At 49.9% G+C, this 17,678-nt stretch carries 18 protein-coding genes and 1 riboswitch; all 18 genes read right to left on the reverse strand.

The annotated features are described in order from the left end of the window. Nucleotides 1-7: 7 nt before the first annotated feature. The 18 genes from hpt to spoVT all read right to left on the reverse strand — a co-directional run bounded on the left by hpt (nucleotide 8) and on the right by spoVT (nucleotide 17,373). Nucleotides 8-553 (reverse strand): hypoxanthine phosphoribosyltransferase, encoded by a 546-nt coding sequence (hpt, locus tag PBN151_RS29200; RefSeq protein ID WP_021255195.1) that lies wholly within the window; start codon nucleotides 551-553, stop codon nucleotides 8-10. Nucleotides 554-643: 90 nt separating this feature from the next. Further along, on the reverse strand, nucleotides 644-2,236 hold the full coding sequence (tilS, locus tag PBN151_RS29205; RefSeq protein WP_072732115.1) for a tRNA lysidine(34) synthetase TilS: 1,593 nt from the start codon (nucleotides 2,234-2,236) through the stop codon (nucleotides 644-646). A 306-nt stretch (nucleotides 2,237-2,542) separates the two neighbouring features. Then, entirely contained in the window at nucleotides 2,543-3,610 is a 1,068-nt protein-coding gene (locus tag PBN151_RS29210; RefSeq protein ID WP_083545387.1) for a protein kinase domain-containing protein, read from the reverse strand. Continuing rightward, nucleotides 3,564-4,331 (reverse strand): vWA domain-containing protein, encoded by a 768-nt coding sequence (locus PBN151_RS29215; RefSeq protein ID WP_072732141.1) that lies wholly within the window; start codon nucleotides 4,329-4,331, stop codon nucleotides 3,564-3,566. The genes PBN151_RS29210 and PBN151_RS29215 overlap by 47 nt, the downstream gene beginning before the upstream one ends. Nucleotides 4,332-4,481: 150 nt before the next feature. Next, a complete protein-coding gene (gene spoIIE / locus PBN151_RS29220) occupies nucleotides 4,482-7,001 on the reverse strand; it encodes a stage II sporulation protein E (RefSeq protein ID WP_072732116.1) in 2,520 nt (839 codons plus the stop codon). A 448-nt stretch (nucleotides 7,002-7,449) separates the two neighbouring features. Next, nucleotides 7,450-7,923 carry a S1 domain-containing RNA-binding protein gene (locus PBN151_RS29225; protein ID WP_021255190.1) on the reverse strand — a complete coding sequence of 158 codons (474 nt, stop codon included), beginning with the start codon at nucleotides 7,921-7,923 and terminating at the stop codon, nucleotides 7,450-7,452. Nucleotides 7,924-8,052: 129 nt separating this feature from the next. Next, on the reverse strand, nucleotides 8,053-8,385 hold the full coding sequence (locus PBN151_RS29230) for an FtsB family cell division protein (RefSeq protein ID WP_175560830.1): 333 nt from the start codon (nucleotides 8,383-8,385) through the stop codon (nucleotides 8,053-8,055). A 44-nt stretch (nucleotides 8,386-8,429) separates the two neighbouring features. Continuing rightward, nucleotides 8,430-9,074, reverse strand: a complete 645-nt coding sequence (gene yabQ / locus PBN151_RS29235; RefSeq protein ID WP_072732117.1) for a spore cortex biosynthesis protein YabQ — start codon at nucleotides 9,072-9,074, stop codon at nucleotides 8,430-8,432. Further along, nucleotides 9,071-9,358, reverse strand: coding sequence for a sporulation protein YabP (gene yabP / locus PBN151_RS29240; protein WP_021255187.1), 288 nt, complete (start codon nucleotides 9,356-9,358; stop codon nucleotides 9,071-9,073). Before yabP ends, yabQ begins: the two co-directional genes overlap by 4 nt. Nucleotides 9,359-9,514: 156 nt before the next feature. Next, on the reverse strand, nucleotides 9,515-10,006 hold the full coding sequence (gene queF, locus PBN151_RS29245; protein WP_072732118.1) for a preQ(1) synthase: 492 nt from the start codon (nucleotides 10,004-10,006) through the stop codon (nucleotides 9,515-9,517). A gap of 123 nt (nucleotides 10,007-10,129) precedes the next feature. Next, nucleotides 10,130-10,855 carry a 7-carboxy-7-deazaguanine synthase QueE gene (gene queE, locus PBN151_RS29250; RefSeq protein WP_072732119.1) on the reverse strand — a complete coding sequence of 242 codons (726 nt, stop codon included), beginning with the start codon at nucleotides 10,853-10,855 and terminating at the stop codon, nucleotides 10,130-10,132. Continuing rightward, nucleotides 10,852-11,340, reverse strand: coding sequence for a 6-carboxytetrahydropterin synthase QueD (gene queD / locus PBN151_RS29255; protein ID WP_072732120.1), 489 nt, complete (start codon nucleotides 11,338-11,340; stop codon nucleotides 10,852-10,854). Before queD ends, queE begins: the two co-directional genes overlap by 4 nt. Continuing rightward, entirely contained in the window at nucleotides 11,337-12,104 is a 768-nt protein-coding gene (queC, locus tag PBN151_RS29260; protein ID WP_072732121.1) for a 7-cyano-7-deazaguanine synthase QueC, read from the reverse strand. Before queC ends, queD begins: the two co-directional genes overlap by 4 nt. Before the next feature lie 164 nt (nucleotides 12,105-12,268). Beyond that, nucleotides 12,269-12,312, reverse strand: a riboswitch (PreQ1 riboswitch). Nucleotides 12,313-12,569: 257 nt separating this feature from the next. Next, nucleotides 12,570-12,848, reverse strand: coding sequence for an RNA-binding S4 domain-containing protein (locus PBN151_RS29265; RefSeq protein ID WP_005545548.1), 279 nt, complete (start codon nucleotides 12,846-12,848; stop codon nucleotides 12,570-12,572). Further along, nucleotides 12,848-13,120, reverse strand: coding sequence for an HU family DNA-binding protein (locus PBN151_RS29270; protein ID WP_021255231.1), 273 nt, complete (start codon nucleotides 13,118-13,120; stop codon nucleotides 12,848-12,850). Before PBN151_RS29270 ends, PBN151_RS29265 begins: the two co-directional genes overlap by 1 nt. Before the next feature lie 187 nt (nucleotides 13,121-13,307). Continuing rightward, nucleotides 13,308-14,828: a bifunctional methyltransferase/pyrophosphohydrolase YabN gene (gene yabN / locus PBN151_RS29275; RefSeq protein WP_072732122.1), complete on the reverse strand. Its 1,521-nt coding sequence runs from the start codon at nucleotides 14,826-14,828 to the stop codon at nucleotides 13,308-13,310. A 63-nt stretch (nucleotides 14,829-14,891) separates the two neighbouring features. Next, the gene (locus tag PBN151_RS29280) at nucleotides 14,892-16,529 is read right to left on the reverse strand and encodes a putative polysaccharide biosynthesis protein (RefSeq protein ID WP_227775207.1); all 1,638 of its coding nucleotides are present in this window, start codon (nucleotides 16,527-16,529) and stop codon (nucleotides 14,892-14,894) included. A gap of 301 nt (nucleotides 16,530-16,830) precedes the next feature. Beyond that, a complete protein-coding gene (gene spoVT / locus PBN151_RS29285) occupies nucleotides 16,831-17,373 on the reverse strand; it encodes a stage V sporulation protein T (protein WP_021255234.1) in 543 nt (180 codons plus the stop codon). Nucleotides 17,374-17,678 lie beyond the last annotated feature (305 nt).

A 17,678-nucleotide genomic window follows, 5' to 3' on the forward strand; every position in this document is an offset into this window, starting at 1 on the left:
AATGATTCTACACCTCGTCGGAATAAATCTCACGCTTCAATACGCCAATGTATGGAAGGTTGCGATACTTCTCAGCAAAATCAAGTCCGTACCCAACGATGAACTCATCCGGCAGAACGAAGCCTTTGTAGTCTGCTTCCATATTAGTGGTGCGACGCGCTGGCTTATCGAACAGAGTAACTACACGGATCGAGTTCGCCTTGCGGCCCTGAAGCACCTCAATTAAGTAACTGAGGGTCAGCCCTGTATCAATAATGTCCTCCACAATGAGAACGTCGCGTCCTTCAACCGATACATCCAAATCCTTCATAATGCGCACAACGCCCGAAGACTTCGTCGATGCGCCATAGCTGGATACCGCCATGAAGTCCAATTCCAACGGTACTGTAACATTCTTGACCAAATCGGCCATAAAAATGAACGCGCCCTTGAGCACGCAAATAACGAGCGGACATTTACCAGCGTAATCGCGGCTAATCTGTTCACCCAATTCCTGTACTTTTGCTTGAAGCTGTTCCTCGCTAAATACTACTTTCTCAATGTCGTTATGCAATGATGGGCCCTCCTATTGTGAATACTCAATCTTATGTGAACGTTAATCGTTCCATGCGGCAAGCCAATGACCGGCTATGTGTTCGTTACCTCATGGATGGACAGATCGCTCATGGGCTCCGCCCTCCAGTGCAAAATGAACTACTGCTTGTGTCGAAGGCTGCACATATGCCGCATTAGAACGCCGCACTCCAGGTATCCACACAATGTGTCCGTTCGCGTCCGCAACAAGAGGAATCGTGTCACGCAATGACGGCGCGATTTTCAAGTCAACGAACATATCTTGCACTTTTTTGCTGCCATTTAGTCCTTGCACCCGCATCCGATCTCCTGGCTGCCGAGTACGAACAACAAGCGGCCAACACAGCTCTTCAGCATCGAATGAAGCTTCCCAAGCCTGTCCGTGATGATGTTGACCCGCTGAAAAGCCCTCGCTCCTTCCGGCATCGCTGCCAGCCTTCACTTCTGCCGCAGTCGTCCACCGCAGTGTGCTGTTGTTATTCGGTAATGACAATTGCCCCATTGCATCGGTTCTATGTATCGTAAAGCCAGTCTTGCAGTCTGCACCTTCTGTAGAATCATGGTGTATCCGAAGCCATAGCAAACGCTCATATTCACGCGCAAATACAATGTCTTGAGCAACATCCACCCTCCACGTAGTCGAACACTCGCCTGCTGCCCTCACTCTTGCTGAGTCAACGGCTTCAAAATCAATCTGATCCGAACCTCGTGTAAGATAATTTAATATTAGTTTAATCAACCTGCGTTGTAAAGCAACATGTAATCCTAGAAAGGTGTTCCGATCAAGAATATATCCCGCCTGCACATGCGGAATAAATAATGCGGCATTGCTGTCACCAGACCTACCATCGTTTACCGCCTTTACGTAACGTTGAAACAACCTGCGGGTCTCCGCTTCCATATAATCATCTTCATCACGCAGTGAGTCCGCCATCCTGCAGAGCGCTTCAACAAGTTTCGGATTCTCCTCCTCAAGCTGAGGGATAATATCCAGTCGCATCCGATTGCGAAAATAACTGCGCTTGGTGTTGCTGCTGTCGTTCACATATGGAATGTCCCGCACTGAGCACCAATGGAGCACTTCCATCTTACGCAGCATTAGCAATGGCCGAACAAAGAGCAGCCCTTCTTCTTCGCGGCTCCACGCCATTCCAGCTAGCCCTGTGCTGCCTGATCCTCTTATTAAGCGCATAAGTACGGTCTCGGCTTGGTCATCCGCATGATGAGCAAGCGCAACATGAGTAGCTCCATATTGACTGGCAGTACGGATGAGGAACTCATAACGAAGCAGCCTTGCTGCCGCCTGAGGATTAAGTCCTTCCCGCTTCGCTAAACCAGGAGCATCAACCCGAATCATCTCAAATGGAAGCCCCAATCTTGCCGCTTCCTGCTCGACGAATCTGGCCTCTTCATCTGATTCTTGCCCGCGAAATCCATGATGAACATGGGCAACAATGAGCCTGCCCGGCTTGCAGTCACTTCGTTCGTTCAATGCAGCCAATGCATGTAGAAGCAGCATCGAATCCGGACCGCCTGATACAGCTACTACCATTACAGCACCTGCACCCCAGAGACCTCTCTTACACCAATCGGCTTCCAATTGCTCTATCCATTTGTCCCAAGCATTGAATTGTTCACCGTCCGCTGATTGTCCTGCTGTCATTATTCATCCCCGATTCCCGGCATTCATTCAAGCACCTGCATGCTTCCGCAGTAAAGCTCCACTCACGTGCAGGTTCATGTCCCGTCTTGCTATGTATGAAGCATACCAAATCGATGAAGCACGTTCAAAATCTGCGTGCTACCAATCGAGCCCGTGATGCCTGCACTGCATCCATCGGAAGTCGATTGAGTTCACCCGCTACCATTCTGAAATATCTTCTTAATAAGTATGTATGTATAACTACGTTGTTCCTACGGATAAGATGCATATGATTGTTACCAATATACCACAATTTAGTCTATAAAATTAATAGGGGATTCCTGTCCACCATGCGATACTAATTGCAAACAAAATAACAGATACAGCAAAAAACCACTTCATCCATAGCGGAGTTGGCCGATATGGCCGCATCCCCGATCGATGCAAGCGGCGACTTAATTCATCCCACATCCGGCATGCTTCTTCCGAATTTGAAAATGTCCCCTTTAACGCATGGACTAGCCATGACTCATAATGCCGCAGGATAGGATGGGTATGAACAAGCTCCAGTACTTCCTTTACTTCCCGCGTTTGGGGCAATGCCCGTTTCATGCGCTCACGGAGCTCCTTTCCCCCGAGCACCTGAATCGTCAATATGGCAAATGAGAACAGATCATATCCATCATCCGCTGTACGCGAGCCTGCATGCCAATACCCCCGATCATACATTTCAGTGAATTGCTTTACGCTCTTCCCTCTGCTCGTTAATCCTCCATAATCAACAAGCTCAACCTCTCCGCCATTACCTACAATGACATTTTCCGCCTTAAGATCGCCGAATACCCATCCATGCCGATGTACATTATGCAGCTTCGCCAGCAGTTTGCTCCCCACTATACCGTACCACCTGGGGCCCTTCTTCCGGATGTAAGCTTTAATACTTTCACCTGGAACATAGCGCATTACATAAAAGGATATACGCTCCCCATTCATATCTGCATCATCTACATCAACAAGGAAGGGGCGATTGTCTTGGTGAGCTGATGATCGGGAGGATGTTCGCCGCTGCTTCTCCAGACTGCCAAGGGCATTCACTTCCGATTGGAGATCAACGGCGTTGGTGCTTATTTTCAACGCAAAGGTGCCTATCGCTCCCCCACGTCCATCATTAGGGGCCGACAGCAGCGTCACCAGATAGACTACCCCATTGGCGCCACTTCCAAGAAGACGCTCAATCCGATAGGCACGGTGATTCCATACCCCATGCAGCACCATGCCTGCCCGCAACTGGTTGTGGGAGTCTCCCTTTTGGGGCTTTTGGGATGCTCTATTGAGTTGTCGCCTTTCCTTAAACGATGTAGTCACTCCATACCCCGTCCATTTCCATTCTTTCATGATGATTGATAGGCACCACTTCTGCTTCCTTGTCCACAGTGCGAGGTACCGTTCGATAATAATCTATGACTTTCAGCAAAGCTGGGCCAGTCGGTGTTGTCCCACGCATATTCAGTCGCTGGAACAACTTCTTCGCACGCGTAATCTCATCCGTCCACTCCAAGTCCTGGACTGCTTCCTCTCCCCCATATGGGCCAGGAAAATGAAATACACACAGCTCACTCTTGCCGCTTCGAGCTTGCAGGCTAAGCATTAAATCTCGTATCGCTTCCTCGACTGCGGCCAGCTTCGGCTTCATGCTTGCACTAGCATCAATAAGCAGCGCCACCTTGAGCGCTGACTGTTCCGTCATATCGTCCATGACACGAACCACTTCAGAACGCTTCTCCAGTGGAAGTGCTTGCACGCCATCAGTTGCAGCATCACCCAGAATTAGCTTCAATTCCTTATTCACAGCCTGCTGTATCGTCTGCACTACTGTCTTACGTGTCATCATCTGAATCGTCTGTGACAGCTCATGCGATTGCACGATGCGGCTTACACCACCGCCTGCACCAGCAATCTCCTCAATCTCGCAAGCACCCAATTGTCCAATTGTACCATGATCAACAATGCCGACTACATTGACCGTTATTCCGTTCTCCCTTGCCTCCGCGGCGGCAATGGCGGGCTGAATGCCTACATTGGAGCATCCATCCGTAATGAGAAGAATTTGCTTCATCATCCTTCATTCATCTCCCTATGGTCACTATGAATCTAGTTCTAGTGTGCCCCATAATAGGAGAGTTTAACCATAGTGTAAGTCCTCCCCTCTCGGGAGAAGTCTTAGAAGCAAATGAGGAATAATCATTCATTGTCTGTTTATGGTTAATCAACTGACAGGCATCGGCCGTTCGATTCGATCACCCCCACTCCAGTGCAAAGTCGCCCATTGTGGTCGATGTCTCGTTACACGCGTGACAACAATGGTCATATCATCATCAATACGTCCTCCCGAATGCCGGATGACAGTCTCTAGCAGGAGATCAGCAATTTCCTGCGGGTCGTCCGTCTCGAGCTCCTGGATGAGCCGCTTCATCCATAATTCCTTATTAACGGCCGAGCCAGGCGCATCAAATACCCCGTCTGTCATCATTACCACGATATCACCCGGTGATAGAGAGGCGTCAACCAGTTCAATTTCAATATCCTGTAATATACCTATCGGCAAATTGTTCGAGGAAACTAAATGAACCTCTTCGCCTCGCTTAATGAAGCTTGGCGTTGAACCACTCTTAATCAACATCGTCTTGGCAGAAAATAAATCAATAATTGCTAAATCTAACGTAGCGTACACTTCATCAGGAGATCGAAGGGTCAGCACCGAATTGACGGACTTGATCGCCAACTGCTCCTCAATTCCTGCCTGAAGCAGCTGAGCAAGCAAGTGAAGTGCCGTGCTGCTCTCTAAACGCGCCCTCTCTCCATTCCCCATTCCGTCACTTAAGGCAACAGCGAACTTGCCGCTGCCCAGCTCGAGCGCACTAAAGCTATCTCCCGACAGCATTCCACCTCCCTTGGCAGTACCCGCCATCCCTGTATCAACCTCGAAGGCCTTCGCGGTTACGAAGGAGACAACACCCTGCCCTTCCGATCTGGTAATGGATTCGTCCCGTACGGCAATATGCTCGCCCAATATATCTGACAGCAGCGGAGCGATCAGCTTGCGGCATTCATCATATCCTTCCGTGAAGGAATGCACCATTTCAATCTCTACACGCCCAGGATCCAGTGACATGATATCTACACGGTGAACCGACAATCCTAGATCTTCTACGGCCTGACGGATCTGCTCCTCCTGCATGAACAGTTCTCTGCCCTCGCGCTGAATTTCCTTCGCTAAGTCGTCCATGACCTGTGAAACCCCTGATAATTGCTCAGCTACAAACTGGCGACTGTCCTGCAGCTGCCTGCGCCAATGTTCCTCATGCATGTGCCGAATATGCTGATCTCGCAGCACTGTAAGCATCTGATGCGCCCGCAGACAATGTGTCTTCCAAGAGTGAGGGAGCGGCTTGTCCTTCCATGCGAACTCCGGGTTCCCCTCCACCTTCACGAGCATTTGCTTCATCATCGTCATCGTCTGGATCGACTTGCGGCCCCAACATGCCTGCCTTCGCGGACATGCCCCGCATGTAACCACGGATGCAGCCTCAATAACTCCATCCGATATCTCTTCCTCACCTGCCTGCGCAGGTGCATCGCCAGCCGTCGTAGGTGCAGCCTGCTTGAAGCTGTGTGACAGCTGATCGAATACCTTGGAGAACTGCTGTACACGCTCTGCCGTCATGTCGCGCATGCGCTTCGCATATTCATGCTGTGAATTCGTATGCTCACTCGTCCCTGGGACATACTTAGCCAATGTGCGGCATATGGATTTGGGAGTAAGCAGAAATAGGGCGGCTGCGGCTATCGTCTCCCATGTCGATACCATGACCTGCTCAGGAGGACCAATATAGACCGATAAGATTGCCGTACCTAGCAGCATACCGAAGGCAACTGCCCAGCGCTTCCCTTCCCGCAGCAGTCCTGCAAGCAGACCAGAGAAGGCTAGTACGCTCATTTGCGATAATGAGCTCGGCTCTGCAAGACCAAGGATTAGTCCTAGCACAACGCCTACTGATGCGCCTAACGGCGCTCCGCCAACTAGGGCAAACAGAAGAACGAAATAGCGTGATAAAATATGATCCAGCTGCATGCCCTGTACACTCCAGCCGACAGCACCTGTCATCATAGAAGCAAGCAGAATCATTAGGCAAATCATTTCATCCACACGAAGCGTATAATTGCGTTTACTCATCGTTAGTACGGGTAGGGCTTGAACAAATACGAGCGTTAAGACGAAGCCAAGCGCCGCATCTGTAACATCCATTGCTAGGGCATACCAAGTAAAAGAGTGTGATAGAAAAGTGACGAGCAGCTTCACAATAAGACTAGCCGCAAACACCATCAATGGTGCGATGTTCATATCTGAACGTCTATCATAAGCCTTCCATCCACGATACATGAGGACAATGAGCAGCAGCTGCATCCCCATCATTATTGTAATTTGCTCTGGAGCGAACAAGCTTCCGGCTAACAATGCAGTTCCCACCCACGTAGCCAGCTCCCGGCGCGAGAAATATACAACCGCAAAAAAGGCAGCCGCAAACGGGAATAATTCATTCAAGATCATGGCACGACCAAGAAGGAAGCCAATCAGGACGAACATAATCGTCCATTTGCGCGTACCTAGCATACGTTGGAATCCGTCCAGACGCCATTTGCTAGGCGCATTCATCCATCCGGTTCCTTCTTCCTTGATATCCTGCCAGCCTCTTTTTGGAAATGGAATGATCTTTGTCTTACTCATCATTTGGCACCACCTATTCTATGAATTGTGTGCCTCTCATTATAGAAAAGGTGATAGAAATAGTTTGTCATAAAAAGGAAAGGGGTCAAAAAAACTTTCCGACAAGCGTCGCGAGCGCTTCCCAGTGCGGAATATGTGCGGCGTATCAGGGGTTTGGGCCATTTCCATTTAAGCAGCTTTGAAGAGAAGATGTCATATTTTTGTCGTTCATCCGCTAGGGTCGACGGTCATTTGACAATAAAGCATACGGAAAGGCGTAAGAACCTGTCGTACAGGCAGGCCGACACGACAAAAAAAGTTTTTCCAGCAATTGTGCGGCAAGGAAACGACGATCCCGTCAGATCATGGCGTCCGGATGTCTACATGTTTTGCTTATCTGCACACGCAAAAAAACCGCAAAGACCGGTTGCCCGGCTTGCGGCTTTAATTACGTTGTCGTCATGGACGATTACATGCGGCGTGCTCCACGGCCTCCACGCTTGGATTCCGTATTCTTCTTCAAAGAAGAAATGCGTTCTTCACTATCCTTAAGGAAGCGCGACATCTTATCCTCAAAAGAAGCGAAACTAGGCGACTTGCGTCCCCCTCGATCCCGGTTCCCGTGTCCATACCTGCTATTGCCCCCGTCTCTTCCTGGAGGACGGTCCGGACGAGGTCCTCTTGGAGGTCTCTGTTCCGTTACAGGTTTATCGACTGCTTGCTTAATAGACAAGCCGATCTTGCCGTCCTTGTCGACGTTAATAACTTTGACCGTGACTGTATCGTCAATCTTCAAATGGTCATTCACGTCCTTGACATAGTTATCGGCAATTTCAGAGATGTGAACCAGTCCCGTGACACCTCCCGACAGATCAACGAACGCTCCAAAATGCGTAATCCCTGTCACCTTGCCTTCTAACTTGGTGCCCACTTCAATTGTCATAGAATAAAATGTTCCTCCCTTAAAATGTTAAACGGAACATTGCTCAAAAGCAAAAAAGCAATGCTTATGTCGTGATTATACTGTAATGGCGCAACATTGGTCAACCGACGGTTGTCCTGATTTTACGCTCTATTCGTCGTGTTTGCGGATGAGGAGTTCGTCCGGAAGCACCATACCTCGGCTTCGCGCCAATTGCAGTATGTATTCCGTTGTATTGAGCCGATCGACCTCTTGACGCAGATCGTTGCGAACCTGTTCGACTTCGCCCTTCTCCTTCTCACGCGCCTTCAAATCTGAGCGAAGCTCTTCCATCGTGTTCAATTGACTGAAGTACGTATACGTGCCCCACCCTATAAACAACGCCATGAAGACCAGCCACATGCGCAATCTGCGCTTGGCTCCCGCTATTTTGTTATCTTGGTTGCGGCTTGGAGTATGTCTTCGGGATTTAGACACCGACATACGTGCACCCCCTTGTATCAGTAGCTCACGATACACCTTACCCGCTAACGCTTGCGTCTAAACAGGTCAAGGAACCGCCTCATCTGGCAACGTACACCAATGAGCCACGCGGAAATGCGCTTGCCGGCTGATATCACCCCTTGCCATATGCCCTTGCACCGTTCCGTCATTCTGAATCGGTTCCATAGCGGCATGACAAGCGGCTTGAACAACCATGCGATGAGCAGCCAGAGCGGTCGTAAACATTGTAGCACAATTTTGAGGAGGAACATAGCAGACGATATGAAAAATAATGTAAGTGCTTTTATTCCTGCCCATATCCCTTTGAACGGCAGTACAATAAGCACATACACACACCGCATTGCGAAGCGCCATATGGCCTTAATGGCGGCAACTACCCATTTCACAATCAAAACGGTTATTCTGCTAAGGAAGACAGCATACAGCCATGCGCCTGCTGCTAGACCAAGCAGCACATAAAATCTTAATTCTCCCTGATTGCCCTTCACGAGCATTTGGAACACGAATAGCGTCGCTGCCAGCCAATAGAGCAGATCAAATACAGGCAGCGTCCACCGTGGAAACTTGAATTGGCCTGCGACGACACGGTAGCTGTCGAACACCAGACCAAGCGCAAGTCCGCTCATCATCATGAGCATCACGGTCATCCATTGAGTGTGGAGGTTCACTTGAATAACTTACCGAAAAAGCCCTTCGACTTGTCCTGCGCATTCGCATCCAAATAGGTCAGGGAGTTGACCGTACCTTCGATGGCAACCAAGCCTTGTTCCAGGCTCAAATTTTTAATATGCAAATTGTGGCCGCGTATCGTCAAGAAGCCGCATTCTGTATCAAGCAGGAACTCCTCACTGTCGAAGCTCTCTACCTTGCTCACTCCGCTAATCTCGAGGAGCTTGCGGTTCATCATCTTCACTTCTTGACGCTTGGCCGCTGGCTTATTGAAATCAACCATGGCATGTACCCCTCCTTCTCAACACTAGCTTATGAAGGAGATTGAAGATTAGAACTGCGACTATAGCAAAGAGAGAGGATTATGCTATGAACATATACTCTCTCTCTTTGCTTGCTCTATTTGTAATTGCTCAGTCGCTTACCAGCATTCATATATTTAGCGATTGTCTACCTTCTCTGGATACATATCATGGTTCATCAGTCGGTGAGCAGCCATGTCTTCAAACTTCGTACCCGGCTGGCCATAGTTGCAGTACGGGTCAATCGAGATGCCGCCACGCGGGGTAAATTTGCCCCATACCTCGATATATCTCGGATCAAGCAGCTTAATCAGATCATTCATTATGATGTTCACGCAATCCTCATGGAAGTCGCCATGGTTGCGGAAACTGAACAAATACAGCTTGAGCGACTTGCTCTCCACACATTTCACACCCGGGATATAGCTGATGTAAATGGTCGCAAAGTCTGGCTGTCCCGTAATCGGACATAGACTTGTAAATTCCGGACAATTGAATTTGACGAAATAATCCCGGTTAGGATGTTTGTTGTCGAATGACTCCAAAATGTCTGGTGCATAGTCTGACGGGTACTCCGTCTTTAATCCAAGCTGCTTCAAATGCAATTCTGCTTCATTTCTTCCTGCCATCGTCATTGAATCTCCTTCGGTATCATTTTTCGTAGGATAACCTGTAAATCCTGTACGAGTTGAACGAGCCATACTTGTATTTAGAACACAATTCCACCTGTGTGGGTAGAGATAGCCATCGCGCTAGACACCACGCTTGTTGCCCCACACCAATGTGTGCAGCTGAGGCAGCACGCGTATCTGGTTCAAGCGTGGTTCTAAGGCAACCTTATCGATCAACCATTCATATTGTCGGAGCAGCTTCTGTATCAACTCCTCGTCATCTCCACTATGGACATCCTCATTCCCTGTCTGCATAACGAATGGAATATCGGGATAGCGTTCATGAACCTCTATCGCATATTCCATGTCATCCTCATTGAACACAACGACCTTCAGGCATAGTCCCTTGCGTGCAGACCGATTCCATAGCTTGCCTACGATCTCATCCAAGCGTGCGAAGTTCGTACCCATCCCAGAGCTTGGCGGCTTCGGAGACAGCGTGACATCATCAATCTCCAAGAGCCAGTCCTGCCAGCGTGATCCCTGTGTCTCTACAGCCGTGCGAACCCCGCGTTCGCCGAGACGTTGAACCAACTCGCCCATACCTTCCAGCAAGGCTGGGTTGCCGCCAGATATCGTAACATGCCCATAGCGCCCCTCAGCCAGACGATCCAGCTCTTCAATAACAGCATCTGCCGTCAACTGACGGATGTCATCTTTGGCAGAACCATCCCATGTAAAGGCGGAGTCGCACCAAGAGCAGCGGTAATCACAGCCAGCTGTACGGACGAACATCGTCTTCTGGCCGACTAAAAGCCCTTCTCCCTGCACGGTAGGTCCAAATATTTCGAGAACAGGAATCGTCATTGCTCCATCCACTCCCGTCGTGCTTCCGCATAGCTGGTTGGAGTCTCATAGAGCCGCACAAATTCTACTCTTCCCCCTTCGCATCGCTCTGCGTAGGGTTTAGTTTGCAATGCAACTTGCATTTGTTCATACAACCACGCGACCATGTTCTCTGCCGTTGTATTCATCGGTGGGAGTGTTTCATTCAAGTAACGATGATCGAGATAAGGCTCGATTCTATCCTTCCAAATCTCCTTTATATCTCCAAAGTCGAGCGCCAGCCCGATTTCATTTACAAATCCGCTTAACCCAAAAACAACCTTGTACGTATGCCCATGAAGGTTTTTACATTTGCCTTCATAAGCATGTAAATGGTGGGCAGCATCGAAGGTAAACTCTTTGCTCACAAGTACCCGGTGACGGTGATAACGCAGCGAATCCTGTGAAATGTCGGCGCCCAGCACTTGCAGCTTATCGACGATACGGAATGGCCCAGGAGTACTCATCGGCTTGCCCCCTCCTCTTGCTTACGTTCCATCAGGTAACGTTCAAGTCCTGCCTTGCGCAGCTTGCAGGACGGGCATTCTCCGCATCCATCTCCCGGAAGTCCGTTGTAGCAAGTTACCGTCTCGGTACGAACGAAGTCGAAGGCACCAAGTTCGTCAGCAAGACGCCACGTATCTGCCTTATCCAGCCACATCAGCGGGGTATGCAGTACGAATCCATAATCCATCGCCAGATTCAGCGTAACATTGAGTGATTTGACGAATACGTCGCGGCAGTCTGGATAACCACTGAAGTCCGTTTCACATACACCTGTAACAATATGACGTGCTCCAATCTGCTTCGCATAGACAGCGGCGAAGGAAAAGAACAATAAGTTCCGTCCTTCCACAAAGGTGCTCGGAAGTTCGCCTTCTTCCTGTTCAATTGCGATGTCGTCTCGCGTTAACGCATTGGGAGCCAGTTGATTGAGCAAGGACATATCGAGGATCCGGTGCGGTACACCCAACTTGCCGGCAATCGCCTTCGCATGCTCTAGCTCTGACTTATGGCGTTGTCCATAGTCAAAGGTGATCGTCTCGACTTCCTCAAATCGATGCAGTGCCCAAAACAGACAGGTTGTGCTGTCTTGCCCGCCACTAAAGACGACGACAGCCTTGCCTTGCTTCCATCCTGCATGCGCTTGGCTATGGGAATCTGCATTCCAAGCCGCTTCGCCGGCTGAGGAAACGTGGTCCTTGCTTACTTGTTCATTTACTTGCTTCATGTGTTCTTCATCCTTTCCTGTCCCCTCACAACCCTATAGAAGGGTCTCCTAAGACAGAAGGCCTGTGCTTGCTTAGGTTGGCTGTTCGTTGGCTTTAGCCGATATACAGCTCCTGTAAGCACAAAAAAAGACAGCACTAAGGAAAGATAGCCTGTAGAATGCTGTCAGCCTTAGTTTTTTATAGAGGGAGATTGCGAACCTCTCCCGTGCTGAAGCACGGAATGTTATGATGTTGAATCCCACCTCAGTGGGATTGCTTATTCCATTATAGCGCGTATGTCCTCCGCATGATAGTACCGTCACTGAATACCCATAATGCTCTATATCAAGGAGAGACCTATATACAACTGCTCAACAACGCTGAATGATTCCTCGCAAATCAAAAAGAAGCGGTTCCGTCTTCTCAGACGGATAACCGCTTCCTTGCTCGTTGGAATATGCATTTCTATCGCAATGGACTGGCTGTTACCAGTTCAATCCGTTGTCTCTTGGAATTGCTTCTTCCTTCAGCAGCGTATACATGCCCGCCGCCTCTTCCTTCTTCGTCGTCTCTTGGAGACGCTCTACTCGGACGGTGACGAGCTTCTGCCCGAATTGTACCGTAATCTCGTCGCCGACCTTCACTGTCGTGCTCGGCTTCGCTTCACGGCCATTCAGTTCAACACGCCCCTGCTCGGACACATCCTTCGCGACAGTACGCCGCTTGATGAGCCGCGATACTTTCAGGAACTTGTCTAGACGCATTATTTTACAGCTTCTTTAAGCTTGTTGCCCGCTTTGAATGCAGGAACTGTAGATTCAGGAATCTCGATTGTGTTACCTGTTTGCGGGTTGCGACCTGTGCGGCCAGCGCGCTTGCGTGTTTCGAATGTGCCGAAGCCGATCAATTGAACTTTGTCGCCGCTAGCCAAAGCGTCTGTTACTTCACCGAAGAAGCCGTTCAGTACGGATTCAACGTCCTTCTTAGTCAAACCGCTTTTTGTGGAAATGTTGTTGATCAAATCTGTTTTGTTCATGTGTATTGTCCTCCCAATTCCTCTTTTTCATAGTTGAAATGAATAATGGTCTACAGGCGCTTGCCCGAGCCTTGGAATGTTGATGCTTGTATGTATTCTTGCTTCATCACCAAATTCCTTCCCGGGTGCGGCATTTTTTCATATTTTGACGAAAAATAGAGAGCAGTAGTCCGCTGCACCCCAAGCATTATGGCTCTAAGCGCTTCGCTTCCTGCCACCATTGCTCCATTTCTAGTAAATCAGTTTGGTCAAAAGATTTACCCTTTATACGAAGTTGTTCTTCGATGTATTGAAATCGGCGTACAAATTTACGGTTCGTATATGTTAACGACTCTTCTGGATCGGCGTCAATGAACCGAGATACATTCACGACAGCGAATAATAGATCGCCGAGTTCCTCGCGCGCATGATCCAGCTCTTCATCCTTCACGGCATCGTCTTGATCCGATCCCGCATCTCGTATCGCCTCTCGCAATTCTTGCAATTCTTCGGCCACTTTGTCAAGTACATCCTTGGCATTGTCCCAGTCAAATCCGACTTTAGCCGCCTTTTTCTGCAGCTTATAGGCCTTCATGAGCGCAGGCAAATCACGCGGCACACCGTCCAGTACGGAAGGTCTCGCGTCCGCAATTCCCTTGATCTGCTGCTCCTCTGCCTTCATCTGTTCCCATGTTCCAAGCGCGGATTCGACATCTTCTGCATGCTGATTACCAAATACATGCGGGTGGCGGAAAATAAGCTTCTCATTCAACGATTGGATGACATCGTATACACTGAATGCCCCCACTTCTTCCTCCATTTGGGAATGCAGCATAATTTGCAACAGCAAATCGCCGAGCTCCTCCTGCATCGCAGTTGGATCATCGTCATCAATCGTTTCGAGTACTTCATACGTCTCCTCGATCAGATTTTTGCGAATCGATTCATGTGTCTGCTCTTGATCCCATGGACATCCTCCAGGGCTTCGCAAGATCGAGACAATCTCATGCAGGCGACCGAATGTGCGCTTGCGCACTTCATCACTGTCGGTGCGTGGAACCCAAATTAAGGATAGGTTGCCGTAGCCTTCAATACGATCCAGCTCATACAACGGAATGCGCTGCATGTGCTCCATGCCTTCTACACCAAGCGCATGGCCTACTACGACTTCATAGTCTTCCGGATATACTTCCATCAGTCCCAGCTTCACATCAGACGCTGTAAACGTATCATACACTTGTCCAATCACGGTGTGCAACCTTGGGTTCAAGCCATCAGCCTGCAGTCCGGCCGCATCAAGCAGTTGGAACCCTTCAATCGGATCGAATCCGAAACGTAGGAACGCCTGATCCAGGAAGCTCTCTCCCCCGATAATTCGCAGCTCAATGCCCTGTTCCGAGCATTGATCCCGCAGCAAGCGAACCGTTGACTCTGCGACCATCGGATGCCCAGGAACCGCGTATACAATTGGATTCTCGGGACTGACAGCAGCAGCTGCCATCAATTGGCGAACAATTTCTTTGTACACCGATGGGAAATCGTCTTGCATTTCATATACGGAATCGAATGAGCGAAATGCGACATCATTCTGTTGCAAATATGCGATTACCGGATGGTCAGCCGTGCGTACGTACAATTGCTTCGCCTCGCGCAGCAAGTTCCATACGGCTAACGTCAATTGGCTTTCATCGCCGGAGCCGAGCCCGACGACAGTAATGGTTCCAGGCATGAATGAATCTCCCTTCGATTGTTGCATCACTGTGTATTATTCCCCACACTTCTGCCCACAGAATCACAAGCGGGGCGAGAATCGCGCAGCGAATGAAGCAAGCTTCGGTCCGATGCGCGGCAGCTCGGCCAGTTCCTGCGGCCGAACTGCACCGAGTGCGATGGCTAGCAGGGTGAATATAGCCGCGCCAAGCGGCACGCCTACGGCTACGGCGAGCACGGCCGCTAAGCGGCCAGTAGCGCCGAGCCAAGCTGGAACGGCCGCGGCCAGGCTGACGCCAGCAGCCATGCCGCCAAGCGCCAGCGCAAGGCGCGCGCTGCGAGCGCCCCAGGCGGCGAAGTGCACGCCGCTTGCGACGGCGAGCGCATGCGCGTTCAATGCTGCGGCCAGCCCAAGCGAGGCCGCTGCGGAGATGGCTGCCCCGGCAATGCCGTAGGCCGGGATCAGCCATACATTCAGCGCCGCCTTTACGATTGCGGCGCATACAAGATGCACGGCTGGCGCACGCACCGCGCCCATGCCCTGCAGCAGCGCGGCTGACACGGCGTGGAATACGCCGCTTACAGCCGTGGATGCCACCAGCACGAACGTCAGCGTTCCCGCGCTGTCCGTGTATAACGCCACATTGAGCGGCTCCGCCAAGGCGACGAGCCCGACGGTAGCAGCAAGACCAAGCATCCACGACCAGCGAAGAGCTATCTTAATAGTCGGCGCAAGACCGACAGTACCCTCTCTGCGCATGAGCGACGCCACCATCGGGACGACCCCCACAGCAAGTGAGCTCGCCACCATTGTGACAAGTTGCACAAGAGGATACGCCCGGCTGTACACGCCGAACTGTGCGAGTGCCTCTGCCTCACTCCACCCTTGTTGCAGCAGAAACCGAGGCACCGTAAATACATCCACTACATTTACCGCTGGCAGCACAATTGCACCTAAACAAATTGGCAGGGCAGTCCATGTCAGCTTCCGAATCCAGCTCCAGATGGTGCCTGCCTGCTGCCTCATCCCTAATTGCGGTTTTTTCCGCAGTCGACTGTAGCTTCTACGCTTCTCCCTCCAGCGGAAGATCATCATAGTTAGCAACCCGCATAGACCACCCGCAAATGATCCAAACGTAGCTCCTGCAGCGATTGTCTCATCCGCTGCGCCCAGATGACTATAGTACAGCAGAAGCCCAATCATGACCGCTACGCGTCCTGTCTGCTCGATAACCTGCGATACAGCTGTTGACGTCATCCGTCCACTGCCCTGATCGTAGCCTCTGAGAGCAGCGGCAAGCGGCATTACAAGCAGCGCATAGGCAGCACTCTGGATAGCGGCCACCGTATGTTGATTGCCAATCCAACTGGCGATCTGTTCTGCGCCAGCCAGCATAGCGAAGAACCCGGCAATCCCAGTAACCGTCATGAGCAGACTGGATGCTAGAAGCACCTGTTCAGAGCCTACCTCATCCCCAGCTGCCTCGCATTCTGCCACGAGCCGTGCTACCGCAACTGGAATACCCGCACTAGCTATCGCTACTAGCAGCACATAGAATGGGTATACCGCGTTATATATGCCGAATACACCGTCTCCCCCGATATTTTGCAGCGGGATTTTCTGCAGTGTTCCGATTACCTTCGACACTATCGTCGCCATGCCTAGCAATAAAGCGCCGGACATAACTTGCCCCGCAACTCGGGGGGTTCGTTTGTTCAACCGTCATCCCCGCCCATCTCTAACATTCGTAACGTATTATAGCATATCAAGACAGGCCAATTCCTCCTTGCCTGGGCAAGCTCCATGCATAGAAGCTGCAGCACCGTCCATGATGTCTGCAATCTCGTATTTTCAGCGCTCCTGCCCAACAAGAAAAAAATGCGGCTAATCAATATGCCTCTGCAACGGCGTAGGGATGACTCGATATTAGAGCTCAGAGCACAAAAAAAGCCCCTGCATCGCTCAAGCTGCGTATACACGCATCCTGTATGAGCAGGGACTTTCGTTAGCAAATTTCGGATTACTGCTCCATTTGCTTACCAAGGAAGCCAGCAGCCGTTTCCGACATTTTCACTTCCATTTGGCTCATTTTCACGCTGTCGTCTTTGTTAAGCATAACAACTGTACCGATAGGATCTCCACCAGCAACGATTGGAGCAACAACGAAAGAAGAGAAAGCTTCTTGGCTGTCTTTTACGATTTCATAATTGCCTGCGTTCGTTTCGATCATTGTCTTGCGGTTTTCCATACAGTTCTCAAGCAACATCCCGATTTGCTTGTCCATGTATTCTTTCTTCGATCCGCCAGCAACTGCGATTACAGTATCACGGTCAGAGATCATTGTGATATGTCCTGTGCTCTCATACAAGGATTCCGCATATTCCTTAGCGAAGTCGCCCAATTCACCAATTGGGGAATATTTCTTAAGGATAACCTCTCCATCACGATCAACGAAAATTTCAAGAGGATCTCCCTCGCGAATGCGCAAAGTGCGACGAATTTCTTTAGGGATTACAACACGTCCGAGGTCATCGATACGACGTACAATTCCAGTAGCTTTCATTATGAGTTGCCCCGCTTTCAGTAAGTATTTTCGATTTACTGTATTATTGTTAATTAGGAGGGATGCGGAATGGTTTGTAATACTGACCATAGTATTCATCTGCTCCCAAGTTCTTATACATACACATCATACGTAGGTAATGCCATCCAAGTTGCAAAAAAAATCACATTTTTCGACACTAACCGACATTTTTTTAGAACGAATTCTTAAAATTTTCACATTTTACATCAATATACCGGAATTTTTTAGTTTTTTCCTCTGATTTTGTCGAAACAAAGCTTATCTTTTTCGACATCAATGCGAAA

It is taken from the genome of Paenibacillus sp. NAIST15-1 (assembly GCF_001894745.1).
GTDB lineage: Bacteria > Bacillota > Bacilli > Paenibacillales > Paenibacillaceae > Paenibacillus_B > Paenibacillus_B suaedae.